The 17,444-nt window shown below is 61.4% G+C and carries 11 protein-coding genes; 8 read left to right on the plus strand and 3 right to left on the minus strand.

Annotated features, from left to right (window positions below):
• Window positions 1-27: 27 nt before the first annotated feature.
• The 6 genes from GTQ41_RS10400 (at window position 28) to GTQ41_RS10425 (ending at window position 10,618) form a co-directional block, all read left to right on the plus strand.
• Complete coding sequence (locus tag GTQ41_RS10400) at window positions 28-1,755, plus strand: autotransporter assembly complex family protein (RefSeq protein WP_047291673.1); 1,728 nt, start codon at window positions 28-30, stop codon at window positions 1,753-1,755.
• Window positions 1,752-5,426 (plus strand): translocation/assembly module TamB domain-containing protein, encoded by a 3,675-nt coding sequence (locus tag GTQ41_RS10405; RefSeq protein WP_217325494.1) that lies wholly within the window; start codon window positions 1,752-1,754, stop codon window positions 5,424-5,426. The genes GTQ41_RS10400 and GTQ41_RS10405 overlap by 4 nt, the downstream gene beginning before the upstream one ends.
• 264 nt (window positions 5,427-5,690) lie before the next feature.
• Entirely contained in the window at window positions 5,691-6,173 is a 483-nt protein-coding gene (locus GTQ41_RS10410; protein WP_041073261.1) for a MarR family winged helix-turn-helix transcriptional regulator, read from the plus strand.
• Window positions 6,163-7,632, plus strand: coding sequence for an efflux transporter outer membrane subunit (locus GTQ41_RS10415; RefSeq protein WP_047291678.1), 1,470 nt, complete (start codon window positions 6,163-6,165; stop codon window positions 7,630-7,632). Before GTQ41_RS10410 ends, GTQ41_RS10415 begins: the two co-directional genes overlap by 11 nt.
• A 14-nt stretch (window positions 7,633-7,646) precedes the next feature.
• On the plus strand, window positions 7,647-8,849 hold the full coding sequence (locus GTQ41_RS10420; protein ID WP_047291679.1) for an HlyD family efflux transporter periplasmic adaptor subunit: 1,203 nt from the start codon (window positions 7,647-7,649) through the stop codon (window positions 8,847-8,849).
• A 239-nt stretch (window positions 8,850-9,088) separates the two neighbouring features.
• Window positions 9,089-10,618: a DHA2 family efflux MFS transporter permease subunit gene (locus GTQ41_RS10425; protein WP_027614637.1), complete on the plus strand. Its 1,530-nt coding sequence runs from the start codon at window positions 9,089-9,091 to the stop codon at window positions 10,616-10,618.
• Between the two features lie 103 nt (window positions 10,619-10,721).
• Here GTQ41_RS10425 and lpxH read toward each other — a convergent pair whose 3' ends face one another.
• Together lpxH and GTQ41_RS10435 are read right to left on the minus strand one after the other, a co-directional pair.
• Window positions 10,722-11,474 (minus strand): UDP-2,3-diacylglucosamine diphosphatase, encoded by a 753-nt coding sequence (lpxH, locus tag GTQ41_RS10430; RefSeq protein ID WP_047291681.1) that lies wholly within the window; start codon window positions 11,472-11,474, stop codon window positions 10,722-10,724.
• The gene (locus tag GTQ41_RS10435; RefSeq protein WP_027614639.1) at window positions 11,471-11,977 is read right to left on the minus strand and encodes a peptidylprolyl isomerase; all 507 of its coding nucleotides are present in this window, start codon (window positions 11,975-11,977) and stop codon (window positions 11,471-11,473) included. Before GTQ41_RS10435 ends, lpxH begins: the two co-directional genes overlap by 4 nt.
• Before the next feature lie 250 nt (window positions 11,978-12,227).
• Between GTQ41_RS10435 and GTQ41_RS10440 the strand changes: the two genes are divergently transcribed.
• Complete coding sequence (locus GTQ41_RS10440; RefSeq protein ID WP_047291683.1) at window positions 12,228-13,928, plus strand: glutamine--tRNA ligase/YqeY domain fusion protein; 1,701 nt, start codon at window positions 12,228-12,230, stop codon at window positions 13,926-13,928.
• A 21-nt stretch (window positions 13,929-13,949) separates the two neighbouring features.
• Complete coding sequence (cysS, locus tag GTQ41_RS10445; protein ID WP_047291685.1) at window positions 13,950-15,332, plus strand: cysteine--tRNA ligase; 1,383 nt, start codon at window positions 13,950-13,952, stop codon at window positions 15,330-15,332.
• A gap of 197 nt (window positions 15,333-15,529) precedes the next feature.
• Here cysS and GTQ41_RS10450 read toward each other — a convergent pair whose 3' ends face one another.
• Window positions 15,530-17,371: a sigma-54-dependent Fis family transcriptional regulator gene (locus tag GTQ41_RS10450; protein ID WP_047291686.1), complete on the minus strand. Its 1,842-nt coding sequence runs from the start codon at window positions 17,369-17,371 to the stop codon at window positions 15,530-15,532.
• Window positions 17,372-17,444 lie beyond the last annotated feature (73 nt).

Consider the following 17,444-nt stretch of genomic DNA (forward strand, 5'->3'; position numbering starts at 1 on the left):
CCCAAGCCCGTGATAGCATCCGCGCCTATGAAGTTTCCAGGAAGATTTACCAGTGGCGTGCTCCTGCTGTTAACCAGCTGCGCGGCGCTGGCGCAAAGTGAATTGGACGTGCGGATCAAACCGTCCAACGACGAACTCAAGGCCAATATAGAAGGCTATATCGGCAGCCTCGGCGATCGTGACGAACAAGCCTTGCTGCGCTTCAGTCGCGGGGCCGAGGAGCAGGCGCGCAAAGCCGCGCAAGCCTTGGGTTATTACCAGCCGCAGATCGACAGCGATGTGAAGGGCGGTGATAAACCGCGCCTGGTGCTGAACATCGATCCTGGCGAGCCGATTCGTCTGCGCAACGTGACTATCCGCGTCGACGGGCCCGCGGCCTCGCTCAAATCCTTTCGTGTGCCGAGCAGTGACACGCTCAAGTCCGGCGCCGTGCTCAACCATGGGCGTTATGAAGACGCCAAACGTCTGATCCAGAACCAGGCCTCGCGTTTCGGTTTCTTCAGCGGCCATTTCACCAGCCAGAAACTCCTGGTCGACCCGCGTGCCGGGGTGGCCGACGTTGAATTGATCTACGACAGCGGCCCGCGTTATGCGCTGGGCAGCGTCAGTTTCGAGGGCGACACGCCGTTCGACGAAGACCTGCTGCAACGCATGGTGCCGTTCAAGGCCGGCGACCCGTATGACTCCGAGTTGATCGCCGAACTCAACCGCGACCTGCAATCGAGCGGCTATTTCGAAGGCGTGCGCGTCGATGCGGCGCCGACCGCGGCGAAGAACGACGTGATTCCGGTGGACGTCAAACTCGACACGCGCAAGCCACGCACCATGGGCCTGGGCCTCGGATACTCGACTGACGTCGGCCCACGGATCAAGGCCAACTGGACCCGCCACTGGGTCAACCCGCAGGGCGACAGCTACGGCTGGGAAGCCGAACTGTCGGCGCCACGGCAAAACGTCGGTCTGTTCTACGACATTCCGCTCGACCCGCCGCTGACCGACAAACTGCGCTGGGCCGGTGGTTATCAATATGAAAACATCGACGGCTCCGACACCCTGAGCAAGCTGCTGACCTTCGGCCCGGAATGGCACAGCAAGTTGCCCAGCGGCTGGCAGCGAGTGATTTCGCTGAAATGGCAGCGCGAAGAATATGAACTCGGCGACGACTCCGGCCTCAGCACCCTGTTGATGCCCGGCATCAGCTACTCGTACCTGAAAAGCGACAACCGCATCGACCCGCATAACGGCTATCGCCTGACCTTTGAAAGCAAGGTCGCGAAGGAAGGCCTCGGTTCGGACAACAACCTTTTATATGGCACGGCGTTGATCAAAGGCCTGACCACGGTGTTCGACAACCACCGCTTCCTCGGTCGGGTGCAGGTCGGTGGCAGCGCCACCAACGGTTACAACTCGGTACCGCCATCATTACGTTTCTTCGCCGGTGGCGATCAGAGCGTGCGCGGTTACGACTACCAGAGTCTGTCCCCGGAAAACGCCAAGGGCGACCGCATCGGCGGGCGTTACATGGTCGCCGGCAGCGTCGAGTATCAATATTCGATTGCCGAGAAGTGGCGGGTCGCGACCTTCGTCGACCAGGGCAACTCCTTTAACAAACTCGAACTGCCGAACCTCAAGACCGGGGTCGGTATCGGTGTGCGCTGGGTCTCGCCGGTGGGGCCAATCCGCCTCGACCTGGCCCACGCGCTGGACGACGACGGCGGCATCCGGCTGCACTTTTCCATGGGGCCTGAGCTGTGAAGCGTGGTTTGAAAATAGCGGCACTGGCGTTGTTGACGCTGGTGCTGTTGGTTGTATTGAGCATCGCAGCCGTACTCGGGACGCAAGCAGGCAGCCGTTGGGCGCTGAGCCTGGTGCCGGGTTTGAGCGTGGAGAATTTCCAGGGTCGCCTCGGCGGGCAATGGAGCGCCGATCATCTGTTGTGGCAGCAGGGCAGCAGCCGGGTCGAACTGAGCAAGCCGATTTTCGCCTGGTCGCCGCTGTGCCTGACGCGCATGACCCTGTGCATCGAACAGCTCAAGGCTGATCAGGTGATTCTGCAATTCCCGCCGAGTGAGGAAACCACCGACAGCGGCCCGATCCAACTGCCGGATCTGCAATTGCCGGTGGCCATCGAACTCGGTGACGTACAGGTCGGCAGCCTGCTGTTCAACGGCAGCGAGCAACTCAAGGGCCTGCAACTGGCGGCGCACTGGACTGCCCAGGGCCTGCAGATCGACAGCGTGAAATTGCAGCGCGACGACCTCAGCCTGAACCTTTCCGGCCTGCTGCAACCGACCGGCAACTGGCCGCTGAACATTGCCGGTGACCTGACCCTGCCGTCGGTGGGCACCAGCCCCTGGACGCTGGCGCTGAAGGTGGACGGCGATCTGCTGAAAACCCTCAACCTGCACGCCGACAGTCATGGCTACCTCGACGGCCAGTTGAGCGGCGAGCTGCAGCCATTGGCGGAAAACCTGCCGGCCAAGGTGCGGATCACCAGCGATGCGTTCAAACCCAGCGCTGACCTGCCGGACACCCTGCAATTGAATCAACTGCTCTTGACCGGCGAAGGTGATCTGAAAAACGGTTACCAGCTCAATGGCAACGCCACGCTGCCCGCCGACAAGGGCCCGGTGGCGCTGCTGCTTAAAGGCAAGGTTGACGCCCGTGGCGCGCAGATCGCCGGCCTCGACCTGACGGCTAACGACAAGCAAAGCCTCAAACTCACCGGCAGCGTCGACTGGAGCAAAGGTCTCACCGCGCAAGCCAACATCAACTGGCAGGATTTCCCGTGGCACCGGCTCTATAACGAAATCGACGAGCCGCAAGTTGCCTTGCGTACCTTCACTGGCGAAGTCTCCTACACCGACGGTCAGTACCTCGGTAACTTCGCCGCCGACCTCGATGGCCCGGCGGGGGCGTTCAGCCTGAGCAGTCCGTTCAGCGGCAGCCTGAAACAGATCGCCTTGCCGCAACTGAAGATGGAAGCCGGGCAGGGCAAGGCTGAAGGGCATGTGAACGTGCGGTTCGCCGACGGCATCGCCTGGGACACTGCGCTGGATCTTTCGGCACTGAACCCGGCGTACTGGGTCGCGGAACTGCCTGGCACCCTGGCCGGGCCGCTGAAAAGCCAAGGCGAGATGAAGAACGAACGCCTGAGCCTCACCGCCGACCTCGACCTCAAAGGCAAATTGCGCGGGCAACCGGCGATCCTCCACGCCAAGGCGGACGGCGCCGGCGAGCAGTGGAACCTCAACGCCCTGCAAATCCGCCTCGGCGATAACAGCATCAGCGGCAAGGGCAGCCTGCAACAGAAACTCACCGGGCAGATCGACATCAAGCTGACGCGCCTGGCCCAGCTCTGGCCGCAGTTGCGCGGGCAGGTCACGGGGCTGGTCAATGTCGCCGGTACGCTGAAGGCACCGCAAGGCAAGCTCGGCTTGCAGGGTTCGCAACTGGCGTTTCAGGACAATCGTCTGCAAAGCCTCAATCTCGATGCCACGCTCGACAGTGCGCAACGGGCGAAGATCGATCTCAAAGGCAGCGGTATTCAAGCCGGTGACACCAACCTCGGTGTGTTGACCGCCAGCGCCCAAGGCGACATCAAGCAGCAGAAACTCAACCTCGACCTGCTCGGGCCGAAGTTGAAACTGGCCCTCGGTCTGGACGGCAATCTGGACCAGGGCAACTGGCGCGGCCGTCTTGCCAGTGGCGACATTCAGGCCGGCGGCCAGGATTGGAAACTGCAGAACCCGGCCAGACTCGAACGCTTCGCTGACGGCAGGATCAACTTCGGCGCGCATTGCTGGATGTCCGGCAATGCCAGCCTGTGCGGCGAAGATCAGCGCCTGCTGCCGGAGCCGAAACTGCGTTACCACCTCAAGCAGTTCCCGATCGAAAGCCTCGCGCAGTGGTTGCCGAAAGACTTTGCCTGGCAAGGCAGGCTCAACGCCGATCTGCAATTGGATCTGCCGGCCAGCGGCCCCAATGGCGTGGTCAGCATCGACGCCAGCGGCGGCACTTTGCGCATGAAAGAAAAGGATCAGTGGCTGGACTTCCCGTACCAGACCCTGAAGCTCACCAGCAAACTCACACCCAAGCGGGTGGACACCGAACTCAACTTCGTCGGCGGCAAACTCGGCGAGTTGATGGTGCAGGCGCAGCTCAATCCGCTGCCGAAAAACAAACCGTTGAGCGGCTCTTTCCGCCTGAGCGGACTGGACCTGTCGGTGGCGCGGCCGTTTGTGCCGATGGTCGAAAAACTCACCGGACGCCTCAACGGCAGCGGCACGATTTCCGGCGGGCTGCTGGCGCCGCTGGTCAACGGCACGGTGAAACTCAGCGACGGCGAAGTGTCCGGTGCCGAGCTGCCGATGGAACTCAAGGACCTGCAGCTGCAAGCGGTGATTGCCGGCGAATCGGTGCGCCTCGATGGTGGCTGGAAAAGCGGCAAAAGCGGGCAGGGCAACCTGAACGGTAACGTTGCCTGGGGGCAGGCGCTGATGGTCGATGTCGCGCTCAAGGGCACGCAACTGCCGGTGACCGTCGAGCCTTACGCCAAACTGGAAGTGGCGCCAGATCTGAAGATTTCCATGGCCGGCGACGAGCTGAAAATTGCCGGCAAGGTCCAGGTGCCCCGAGGCGAAATCACCGTGCGTGAACTGCCGCCGTCGACGGTGAAAGTGTCCGACGACACGATCATCGTCGGGGCGCAGACCGAAGAGGGCAAACCACCGTTGGCCATGAAGATGGACATCGACGTGGTGGTCGGCGAAGACAAACTGAGCTTCGCCGGGTTCGGCCTGACCGCCAACCTGCAAGGTCACGTGCACATCGGCGACAACATGGACACCCGTGGCGAGCTGTGGCTCAACGACGGCCGTTACCGCGCCTACGGCCAGCGCCTGAACGTGCGCCGTGCGCGGCTGCTGTTCGCCGGCCCGATCGATCAGCCGTATCTGGACATCGAAGCGATCCGCCAGACCGACGACGTGATCGCCGGTATTCGCCTGAGCGGCAGTGCCGAGCAACCGACCACGCAGATCTTCTCCGAACCGGCCATGAGCCAGGAACAGGCGTTGTCGTATCTGGTGCTCGGACGGCCGTTGAGTACCAACGGCGAAGACAACAACATGCTCGCGCAAGCGGCGTTGGGTCTGGGCTTGATGGGCAGTTCCGGGGTCACCAGCAGTCTGGCCAAGGACCTGGGGATTCAGGATTTTCAGCTCGATACCCAGGGCAGCGGCAACACCACCAGTGTGGTCGCCAGCGGCAATATCTCCGAGAAACTCAGTCTGCGTTATGGCGTTGGCGTGTTCGAGCCGGCCAACACCATTGCGCTGCGTTACAAGCTGAGCAAAAAGGTTTATGTCGAAGCGGCCAGCGGTGTCGCCAGTTCGCTGGATATCTTCTACAAGCGCGATTTCTAGAGCGCACCTGTTTATTTGAACCGAGGCGCGGCCTTCGCGAGCAGGCTCGCTCCCACAGGGGATTTCAATCAGACGCAAAATTTGCGTCGCGCGCAGATCCTGTGGGAGCGAGCCTGCTCGCGAAGGCGTCCGCCTGTGCAACACAAAAACCCAGTCCGTTGGTCAACTAATTACAAAGCAACCTAACTATTGCGTTGACATTCGCTGCCTAGGCAGTAACATCTCGACATACATTCACTGCCTAGGCAGTTATTAGGTGAGCACATGAAGCATTTCACCCCGGACGAATTCAAACATTGCCATCTCGGCCTGTTGCTGGGCCGCGCCGCGTTGCTCAAGGACCGGATCATCGACACCCACATGGAACCCCACGGCATCACCGCCGCGCAGTTCAAGGTGTTGATCATCATGGCCCAGTACGGCGTCGACACGCCGGCCGAGCTGTGCCGGCACCTGTCGCTGGACAGCGGTTCGATGACGCGCATGCTCGATCGTCTGGAGCAGAAAGGTTTCCTGGTTCGCCAACGCAGCGAAGGCGATCGCCGTCAGGTGCAGCTCAAGCTCACCGAGCAGGGCCAGCAACTGGCCGATCGCCTGCCCTATATCGGCGCCGACGCGATGAATGAACTGGCCGGCGCCATCTCTCGCGAAGAGCTGAAAACCCTGGAATACATCCTCAAGAAAATCCTGCTGGCAGCCGGTGACCCGATCACTATCCAGCGCTTAGGTGAACATAATGAGCGGTAAAACCTTGCGCAGCAGCCTGACCCTGCTGCTGTCGGCGATGATCCTCGCCGGTTGCGCCAACTACAGCGGCCTCGACACTCAAGGCCAAAACCTCGATGCGAAAAGCCTCAACGCCAGCCAATCCCTCAACGGCGTGACCCTGTCGCCGGCCGCCTGGCCGAAAAGCGACTGGTGGAGCAGTCTCGGCGATCCGCAACTCGACGGGCTGATCCGCGAAGCCCTGCACGACAGCCCGGACATGCAGATCGCCGAAGCCCGCGCCCATCAGGCCAGCGCCGCCGCGTATGCCGCCGATGCCGAACGCTATCCGACCCTCGACGCCAGCGCCGGCATCAGCCGTTCGCGCCTGGCCAAGGATCAGGACCCGCGAGGGCAGGGCGATGCCTACGCGACGGTGCGTAACGTCAGCGCCGGCTTCAACTACAACTTCGACCTGTGGGGCGGCCAGCGTGATGCCTGGGAAGCTGCACTCGGTCAGGCCCGCGCCGCCGAGGTCGATCGTCAGGCTGCGCAGTTGACCCTCGCCGCCGACGTGGCCCGGGCCTACAGCGATCTGGGTCAGGCGCACATTGTCTACGACCTGGCCAACGACGACCTCAAGCGCACCAAACAAATGCTCGATTTGAGTCAGCGCCGCTTGAGTGCCGGTATCGACAGCCAGTACCAGTTCCAGCAAACCCAAAGCCTTGAGGCCAGCTCCGAAGCCAGCCTGATCGACGCCGAAAAACGCTTGAACAGCGCGAAAATCGCCCTGGCCGTGCTGCTCGGCAAAGGTCCGGATCGCGGCAATGAGATTGCTCGGCCGAAAGTCCTGCAAGCCAGCGCCGTGGCGGTGCCGTCGGTGCTGCCGGCGGAACTGCTCGGTCGGCGTCCGGATCTGGTCGCTGCGCGCTGGCGCGTTGAGGCGGCGAGCAAAGACATCGACTCGGCGAAAACCCGCTTCTATCCCAACTTGAACCTCACGGCCTCGGCCGGTGCCGAATCCTTGTTGGGTGACGCCATGTTCGGGTCGGCCAGTCGTTTCTTTAGCATCGCCCCGACCATTTCGGTGCCGATCTTCGACGGCGGGCGCCTGCGCGCCAACCTCGATGCGCGTGACGCCGATTACGATCTGGCGGTGGCGCAGTACAACAAAAGTCTGGTGAAAGCCCTGGGTGATGTCAGCGACACGATCAACCAGTTGCGTGACATCGGCCGGCAGATCGGCGCGCAACAACACGCTACCGAGATTGCTCAGGATTCTTACAACACCGTCGTCCAGCGTTACGGTTCCGGCATCGGCAACTACCTGGACGTGCTCAGCATCGAGCAGCAATTGCTGCAGGCCCAGCGTCAGCTGGCCAACCTCAATGCCGAGCAGATCGACCTGTCGATTCAACTGATGCAAGCGCTGGGCGGCGGCTTTCAGGGCGACACCCTGACCGCAGCCAACGCCACCCCAGCCACGTCGCACAACTAATTCAGGTATTTGTCATGGCCACTGCCGAAAACACCCAAACTCAAGCCAACACGCCCGACACTGGCAATCCACGCAAGCGCAAATTCATGCTGCTGGTGCTGGCCGTCGTGGTCCTGCTCGCCGGTGCCGGCGTCTGGGCGTATCACGAATTCATCGGGCGCTTCAACGAAAGCACCGACGACGCCTACGTCAACGGCAACGTCGTGGAGATCACGCCGCTGGTCACCGGCACCGTGGTCAGCATCGGCGCCGACGACGGTGATCTGGTCCACGAAGGTCAGGTGCTGGTCAACTTCGACCCGAACGACGCCGAAGTCGGCCTGCAAAGTGCCCAGGCAAAACTCGCGCGCACCGTGCGTCAGGTGCGCGGCCTGTACAGCAACGTTGACGGCATGAAAGCCCAGGTCAACGCGCAACAGGCCGAAGTACAGAAAGCTCAGGACAACTACAACCGCCGGAAAAACCTCGCCGCCGGCGGGGCGATTTCCCAGGAAGAACTGTCCCACGCCCGCGACGATCTGACCTCGGCGCAAAACGCCCTGGCCAACGCCAGACAGCAATTGAAAACCACCAGCGCGCTGGTCGATGACACCGTGGTCTCGTCGCATCCGGACGTGATGCAGGCCGCTGCTGAACTGCGTCAGGCGTACCTGACCAACGCCCGCAGCACCCTGATCGCGCCGGTTACCGGTTACGTCGCCAAGCGCACTGTGCAGCTCGGTCAGCGCGTACAGCCAGGCACCGCGCTGATGGCGGTGATTCCGCTGGATCAACTGTGGATCGACGCCAACTTCAAGGAAACCCAACTGCGTGACATGCGCATCGGCCAACCGGTGGACATCGAGTCCGACATCTACGGCAGCAGCGTGAAGTACAGCGGCACCGTCGACAGCCTCGGCGCCGGTACCGGCAGCGCGTTCGCTCTGTTGCCAGCGCAGAACGCCACTGGTAACTGGATCAAGATCGTGCAGCGTGTGCCGGTGCGGATTCATATCAACGCCGAAGAACTGGCCAAGCATCCATTGCGCGTCGGTCTGTCGACCAACGTTGAAGTGAACCTGCACGACCAGAGCGGCCCGGTGCTGGCCCAGCAACCGCCGCAGAAGGCCTCGTTCAGCACCAACGTCTACGACCGCCAACTGGCTGAGGCCGACGCGATGATTGCGCAGCTGATCCACGACAACAGTGCTGCGGTCAGCAAAACCGCGCAACGCTGAATCTTTCCCCTGTGGGAACAGGTTCTCAAGGTGATGAGATTTACTGTGGTGAGGGGATTTATCCCCGATGGACTGCGCAGCAGGCCCTGCTTTTCTGAATCTAAGGACGGGCCGCTTCGCGACCCATCGGGGATAAATCCCCTCACCACAGAGGAACTTCTTCATCACAAGAGCCTGTTCCTTATGGGCAACTGCTTCTTTAACAGACGCAGCGTCAACCCGGTTTCATAGGATTCACAATGAGCAATAACGCCTCTTTCACGCCGCCCAGCCTGTTGCTCAGCACCATCGGCCTGTCGCTGGCGACGTTCATGCAAGTGCTCGACACCACCATCGCCAACGTGGCGCTGCCGACGATCTCCGGCAACCTCGGGGTGAGTTCGGAGCAGGGCACCTGGGTGATCACCTCGTTTGCCGTAAGCAACGCCATCGCGCTGCCGCTGACCGGTTGGCTCAGCCGCCGTTTCGGCGAGGTGAAGCTGTTTCTCTGGGCCACCATTCTGTTCGTGCTGGCCTCGTTTCTCTGCGGTATCTCAACCTCGATGCCGGAACTGATCGGCTTTCGCGTGCTGCAAGGCCTGGTGGCCGGCCCGCTGTACCCGATGACGCAGACGCTGTTGATTGCCGTGTATCCGCCTGCGAGGCGCGGCATGGCTCTGGCATTGCTGGCGATGGTCACGGTGGTCGCGCCGATTGCCGGGCCTATTCTCGGTGGCTGGATCACGGACAGCTACAGCTGGCCGTGGATCTTCTTCATCAACGTACCGATCGGCATCTTTGCGGTGATGGTGGTGCGTTCGCAGCTGGCCAAGCGTCCGGTGGAAACCAGTCGGCAGCCGATGGACTACGTCGGTCTGATCACGCTGATCATCGGCGTCGGCGCGTTGCAGGTCATCCTCGACAAGGGCAATGACCTGGACTGGTTCGAATCGAACTTCATCATCATCGGTGCGGCGATTTCGGTGATCGCCCTGGCGGTGTTCGTCATCTGGGAAATGACCGACCAGCACCCGGTGGTCAACCTGCGCCTGTTCGCCCATCGCAACTTCCGCATTGGTACGCTGGTGCTGGTGCTGGGTTACGCCGGGTTCTTCGGCATCAACCTGATCCTGCCGCAGTGGCTGCAAACCCAGATGGGCTACACCGCGACCTGGGCCGGTCTGGCGGTGGCGCCGATCGGCATTCTGCCGGTGCTGTTGTCGCCGTTTGTCGGCAAGTACGCGAACAAGTTCGACCTGCGCCTGCTGGCCGGTCTGGCGTTCCTCGCGATTGGCTTGAGCTGCTTCATGCGCGCCGAGTTCACCAACGAGGTGGACTTCCAGCACATCGCCCTGGTGCAGCTGTTCATGGGGATTGGCGTGGCGCTGTTCTTCATGCCGACCCTGAGCATTCTGATGTCCGACCTGCCGCCGAGCCAGATCGCCGACGGTGCCGGTCTGGCGACGTTCCTGCGCACCTTGGGCGGCAGCTTTGCGGCATCGTTGACCACCTGGATCTGGATCCGCCGCGCCGATCAGCATCATGCGTACATGAGCGAAAGCATCAGTACCTTCGAACCGGCGACCCGCGAGACCTTGAATCATTTAGGTGGCGCGAGCCAATCGGCGTACGCGCAGATGGATCAGATCCTCACCAGCCAGGCGTACATGCTCTCCACCGTGGATTACTTCACGTTGCTGGGCTGGGGATTCATGGGGCTGATTCTGATTGTGTGGCTGGCGAAGCCGCCGTTTGCCGCAAAAGCAGGGCCGGCCGCGTCCGGACATTGATTGTGCGGTGATTGCTAAAAGATCGCAGCCTGCGGCAGCTCCTACAGGGAAACGCATTCCAATGTAGGAGCTGCCGCAGGCTGCGATCTTTTGATCTTGGCTGTTAGATTGCGGGAGCAGGCAGGGCCGGCGGCGGGGCAAAGTCGAACGGCGCCAGGGCAAACCCGCTCTCATCCACCTGCAACGCCCAACCCTGGCGATCCCAATCCCCCAGCACAATCCGCTTCGCCGCCTGCTCACCAAGCTGCAGCTTGTGGATTGCCGGACGATGGGTGTGGCCGTGAATCAGGGTTTTCACCCCATATTCCTGCATGATCCGCGGAACTTCGTCCGGCGTGACATCGACAATGTCGTTGGCCTTCATCCGCGTCTGCGCACGGCTTTCGCTACGCAGCTTGCGCGCCAGTTTGTGGCGGGTGCTCAGTGGCAGGTGGCGCAGGATGAACAGGGTGATCGGGTTGCGCAGGTAGCGTCGCAGCTTCATGTAGGCTTCGTCGCGGGTGCACAGGCTGTCGCCGTGCATCAGCAACACCGGCTCGCCGTAAAACTGCACGACACTCGGGTCCTTCAACAGCGTACAGCTGGCTGCTTTGCAGAAGGCCTTGCCGAGCAGGAAGTCGCGATTGCCGTGCATCAGAAAGATCGCCGTGCCGCTGTCGCTCAATTGGCGCAGGGCCTGGCAGATGGAACGCTGGAAGGGCGTCATGGCGTCGTCGCCAATCCACGCTTCGAAGAAGTCGCCGAGGATGTACAACGCACTCGCCGAGCGGGCGCGTCCGGCGAGCAAATCCAGAAACGCCCGGGTGATGTCCGGGCGCTCCTCTTCCAGATGCAAATCTGAAATCAGCAATATCACGCTTCGATGATCTCGGCTTTCTCGATGATCACGTCGTCTTTCGGCACGTCCTGGTGACCGGCCTTGGAAGTGGTGGCAACGCCTTCGATCTTGTCGACGACGTCGGTACCGGCAACCACTTTACCGAACACGGCATAACCCCAGCCCTGAGCGGTCTTGGCGGTGTGGTTGAGGAAGCTGTTGTTGGTGGCGTTGATGAAGAACTGCGCCGAGGCCGAATGCGGGTCCATGGTGCGGGCCATGGCAACGGTGTACTTCTCGTTCTTCAGACCGTTGTCAGCTTCGTTCTGAATGCTTGGGCTCTTGTCTTTCTTTTCCTGCATGCCAGGTTCGAAACCGCCGCCCTGGATCATGAAGCCCTTGATCACGCGGTGGAACACCACGTTCTCGTAGTGACCTTTCTTAACGTATTCGATGAAGTTGGCAGCGGTGATCGGCGCTTTTTCCGCGTCCAGTTCGATGACGATGTCGCCGTAGTTGGTGGTCAGTTTGACTTGAGTCATGATCGCTACTCTTTATAAGGAATTCGTGGGTAATGGGACATTTCGGCCCGTTACCGGTTCAGCCCATGGGCCAAGGTGCGCAGTTTAGCGTGACAGGCGCGAATTTCGAGGCTGTTTTTCCAAAACCCGTCGATTAAATGCACGCCTTTATAGGCCGCGCTCTGTCAGCCCCTTGACAGCATCGGCTATGATAGCGGCTTTGTTTTGTCTGGCCCCCTTTGCGGCCGCGCACATGTAAGTCAAGGATCCTATGAGCAAGCCCACTGTCGACCCTACCTCGAATGCCAAGTCCGGCCCTGCCGTGCCGGTCAATTTCCTGCGGCCGATCATCCAGGCAGACCTGGACTCGGGCAAGCACACCCAGATCGTCACCCGTTTTCCGCCTGAGCCCAACGGCTACCTGCACATCGGCCACGCCAAGTCGATCTGTGTGAACTTCGGCCTGGCCCAGGAGTTCGGCGGCGTCACGCACCTGCGTTTCGACGACACCAACCCGGCCAAGGAAGACCAGGAATACATCGACGCCATCGAATCCGACGTCAAGTGGCTGGGCTTCGAGTGGTCCGGCGAAGTGCGTTACGCCTCGCAGTATTTCGACCAGTTGCACGACTGGGCGGTGGAGCTGATCAAGGCCGGCAAGGCCTATGTCGACGACCTGACGCCGGAGCAGGCCAAGGAATACCGCGGCAGCCTGACCGAGCCGGGCAAGAACAGCCCGTTCCGCGACCGATCGGTGGAAGAGAACCTCGACTGGTTCGCCCGCATGCGCGCCGGTGAGTTCCCGGACGGCGCCCGCGTGTTGCGCGCGAAGATCGACATGGCCTCGCCGAACATGAACCTGCGCGACCCGATCATGTACCGCATTCGTCACGCCCATCACCATCAGACCGGTGACAAGTGGTGCATCTACCCGAACTATGACTTCACCCACGGTCAGTCGGACGCCATCGAAGGCATCACCCACTCGATCTGCACCCTGGAATTCGAAAGCCATCGTCCGCTGTACGAGTGGTTCCTGGAGAACCTGCCGGTGCCGGCCAACCCGCGCCAGTACGAGTTCAGCCGCCTGAACCTGAACTACACCATCACCAGCAAGCGCAAGCTCAAGCAACTGGTCGATGAGAAACACGTCAATGGCTGGGACGACCCGCGCATGTCGACCTTGTCGGGCTTCCGTCGCCGTGGCTACACGCCCGCGTCGATCCGCAACTTCTGCGACATGATCGGCACCAACCGTTCCGACGGCGTGGTCGACTTCGGCATGCTCGAGTTCAGCATCCGTCAGGACCTGGACGCGAACGCCCCGCGCGCCATGTGCGTGCTGCGCCCGCTGAAAGTCGTGATCACCAACTACCCGGAAGGTCAGGTCGAAAACCTCGAACTGCCGCGTCATCCGCAGAAAGAAGAACTCGGCGTGCGCCAGCTGCCGTTCGCCCGTGAAATCTACATCGACCGCGATGACTTCATGGAAGAACCGCCAAAGGGCTACAAGCGCCTGGAGCCGAACGGCGAAGTGCGTCTGCGCGGCAGCTACGTGATTCGTGCCGACGAAGCGATCAAGGACGCCGACGGCAACATCGTCGAACTGCGTTGCTCGTACGACCCGGACACCCTCGGCAAGAACCCTGAAGGCCGCAAGGTCAAGGGCGTGATCCACTGGGTGCCAGCGGCTGCCAGCATCGAGTGCGAAGTGCGCCTGTACGATCGCCTGTTCCGTTCCCCGAACCCGGAAAAGGCGGAAGACAGCGCGAGTTTCCTCGACAACATCAACCCTGACTCACTGCAAGTGCTGACCGGTTGTCGTGCTGAGCCATCGCTTGGCAACGCACAGCCGGAGGACCGTTTCCAGTTCGAGCGCGAAGGCTACTTCGTTGCCGACATCAAGGACTCGAAACCAGGTCAGCCGGTATTCAACCGTACCGTGACCCTGCGTGATTCGTGGGGCCAGTGATTCGCGTCAAGGAAATATAAAGTGCTGACGATCTACAACACGCTCACCAAGAGCAAAGAAGTGTTCAAGCCGCTGGATGGCAACAAGGTGCGCATGTACGTGTGCGGCATGACCGTGTACGACTACTGCCACCTCGGCCACGGCCGCAGCATGGTCGCGTTCGACCTGGTGACCCGCTGGCTGCGGTTCAGCGGTTACGACCTGACCTACGTGCGCAACATCACCGACATCGACGACAAGATCATCAATCGTGCCCGCGAGAACGGTGAGTCGTTCGAAGCGCTGACCGAACGCATGATCGCCGCGATGCACGAAGACGAAGCACGCCTGAACATCAAGAAACCGGACATGGAGCCGCGCGCCACGGATCACATTCCGGGCATGCACGCGATGATCCAGACCCTGATCGACAAAGGCTTCGCTTACGCCCCGGGCAATGGCGACGTGTATTACCGTGTCGCCAAATTCATGGGCTACGGCAAGCTGTCGCGCAAGAAGATCGAAGACCTGCGCATCGGTGCACGGATCGAAGTCGACGAGTCGAAAGAAGACCCGCTGGACTTCGTGCTGTGGAAGGCCGCGAAGCCGGGCGAGCCGAGCTGGGAATCGCCGTGGGGCGCCGGGCGTCCGGGCTGGCACATCGAGTGCTCGGTAATGTCCACCTGCTGCCTCGGTGAGACCTTCGACATTCATGGCGGCGGCAGCGACCTGGAGTTCCCGCACCATGAAAACGAAATCGCCCAGAGCGAAGCGGCCACCGGCAAGACCTACGCCAATGCGTGGATGCACTGCGGCATGATCCGCATCAATGGCGAGAAGATGTCCAAGTCCTTGAACAACTTCTTCACCATTCGCGACGTGCTCGACAAGTACCACCCGGAAGTCGTGCGTTACCTGCTGGTGTCGAGCCACTACCGCAGCGCGATCAACTACTCGGAAGACAACCTCAAGGACGCCAAGGGCGCACTCGAGCGTTTCTACCACGCGTTGAAAGGCCTGCCGAGCGTTGCTCCGGCCGGCGGCGAAGCCTTCGTCGAGCGTTTCACCACGGTGATGAACGACGACTTCGGCACGCCGGAAGCCTGCGCGGTGCTGTTCGAGATGGTGCGCGAGATCAACCGTCTGCGCGAGAGCGATCTCGACGCGGCGGCCGGTCTGGCGGCACGTCTGAAAGAACTGGCGAGCGTGCTGGGGGTGTTGCAGCTGGAAGCCGATGACTTCCTGCAGGCGGGTGCCGAAGGGCGTGTCGATGCCGCTGAAGTCGACGCGCTGATTGCTGCACGTCTGGCGGCACGCGCCGGCAAGGACTGGGCCGAATCCGACCGCATCCGCGACCAGCTCACCGCCATGGGCGTGGTGCTGGAAGACGGCAAGGGCGGCACGACCTGGCGTCTAGCTGACTGATTGCCTGATCCGCGTTAAAACAAAACCCGCCTTGTGCGGGTTTTTGTTTTTTGGGCTTTGGGTCTTGTGGTTACCGGGCTGACGCCATCGCTGGCAAGCCAGCTCCCACAAGTTTTTTGTTGTTCACGAGTGTTGCGTATAACCCGAAACCCTGTGGGAGCTGGCTTGCCAGCGATGGGGTCCGCCCAGGCAACCAGTCATTCAGCCTGCCGCAAACGCTTGTAGAGGGTATTTCGGCTCACCCCAAGCCTGCGCGCCAGATGCGAAATATTGCCCCCGGAGGCTTTCAACTCCCGGTTCAACGCCTCGGCATCGCTCAGGTCAATGCCCAACGGCTCGGCCACCTCCACCGGCTCCATCTCCAGATCGACAAAAAAATCATCCGGCAAATGCTCCGGCCGTACCGGTTGCTCCTCGGCCATCGCCAGCGCCACCTGCATCACGCTGCTGACCTGACGCAGATTGCCCGGCCATGGATGTCGGCTGAACAACTCCAGCACTTCGCGGCTGAGCCCGGCCCATTGTGTCGGTTCGCGATGCTGCTCCCACAGGCGTTTGAACAGCGCCTCTTTATCACCGCGCTCTCTGAGCGGCGGCAGTTCCAGTGTCAAACCGCCAATTCGGTAGTACAAGTCCTCACGAAACCGCCCCAGTTGCACTTGTTCGCGCAAAGAGCGGTTGGTCGCCGAGATGATCCGCAGATCCACCGGGAACAACTCGCTGCTGCCCACCGGTTGCACACAGCGCTCCTGCAACACCCGCAACAACCGCGCCTGAGTCGGCAGCGGCATGTCACCGATCTCGTCGAGGAACAGCGTGCCCTTATCGGCTTTGCGGATCAGGCCGATGCTGCCTTTCTGGTTGGCGCCGGTGAACGCGCCTTTTTCGTAGCCGAACAGTTCCGACTCCACCAGTTCGGCGGGGATCGCCGCGCAGTTGACGGCGATGAATGCCTGTTTGCTGCGCGAACTGGCTTGGTGCAGCGCTTTGACGAAGACTTCCTTGCCGACCCCGGTTTCGCCGTGGATCAGCAGCGGAATGTCTTTCTCCAGCAGGCGTTCGGCCTGGCGCACGGCTTTTTCTACGCGGCTGTCACCAAAATGCAGAGAGTTGAGGCTGATCACGCCCGGCGCTTTGATCGGCGCCGTTTTCGGTTCGGCAAATACCCGAGGCTGAACAGGCGCCTGTTGCGGTCGCTTCAACAGGCACTGGAAACGGTTGCGCCCCGAGGTCTGCAAGGCAAACGGCAAGCCGTCCGGCTGATTCAGCAGCTCCAGCAGCGACACGTTGAACAGGCTTTCGACGCTGACCCGCGACAGGCGCACGCCAAGCAGATTGTCCGCGCGGCGATTGGCCGACAGCACTTGACCGCTCTCATCGAAAATCAGCAAACCGGCCCATTGACTGTCGAGGTTGTTCAACCCGGTGTTGAAGGTCAGTTGAAAGTGCTGGCCATGGAACAGGTTGAGGATCAGCCGGTTCTCCACGGTCTGGCTCATCATCTTGACCATGCCCAAGGTGTGCGAGGGGGGCAGGTAACTGTCGCTGGACACGTCGAGCACGGCGATGATCTTGCGCTCGGCATCGAATATCGGCGCGGCAGAACCGGTCATGAAGCGGTTGGCTTTCAGAAAGTGTTCATCGTGTTCGATGTGCACCGCTTGCTCGCAGGCCAGCGCGGTGCCGATGGCATTGGTGCCGCTGCAGCGTTCCATCCAGCTCGCCCCGGCGCGAAAGCCCCGGGCCAGGTTCGGCTCGATAAAGCGCTGGGTGCCCCACGATGTCAGCACCTGGCCGTGGTGGTCAGCGAGCATGATCAGGCAGTTGGAGTTGCTCAGGATGTTCTCGTAGTACGGCAGGACTTCCTGATGCGTGGTTTGCACCAGTGAGTGGTGACGGTCGAGCAATTGCGCAATGCCGGCGGCAGGCAGTTGGTCGAAGGCCGGGGCACTTTGATGGTCGAGGCCGAAGGCGCGGCAACGCTGCCAGGAGGTCTGGACGATCGCGTCGTGGGACAGCGGCGGGGCAGGTGCGGCCATGGCGGTGGGCCTCTGATGCAGCGTTTTTATTATTGTTATGACCCACACAATTCCCCTGTAGGAGCTGCCGCAG

Source organism: Pseudomonas sp. AN-B15, from assembly GCF_019056475.1.
Classification (GTDB): domain Bacteria; phylum Pseudomonadota; class Gammaproteobacteria; order Pseudomonadales; family Pseudomonadaceae; genus Aquipseudomonas; species Aquipseudomonas parakoreensis.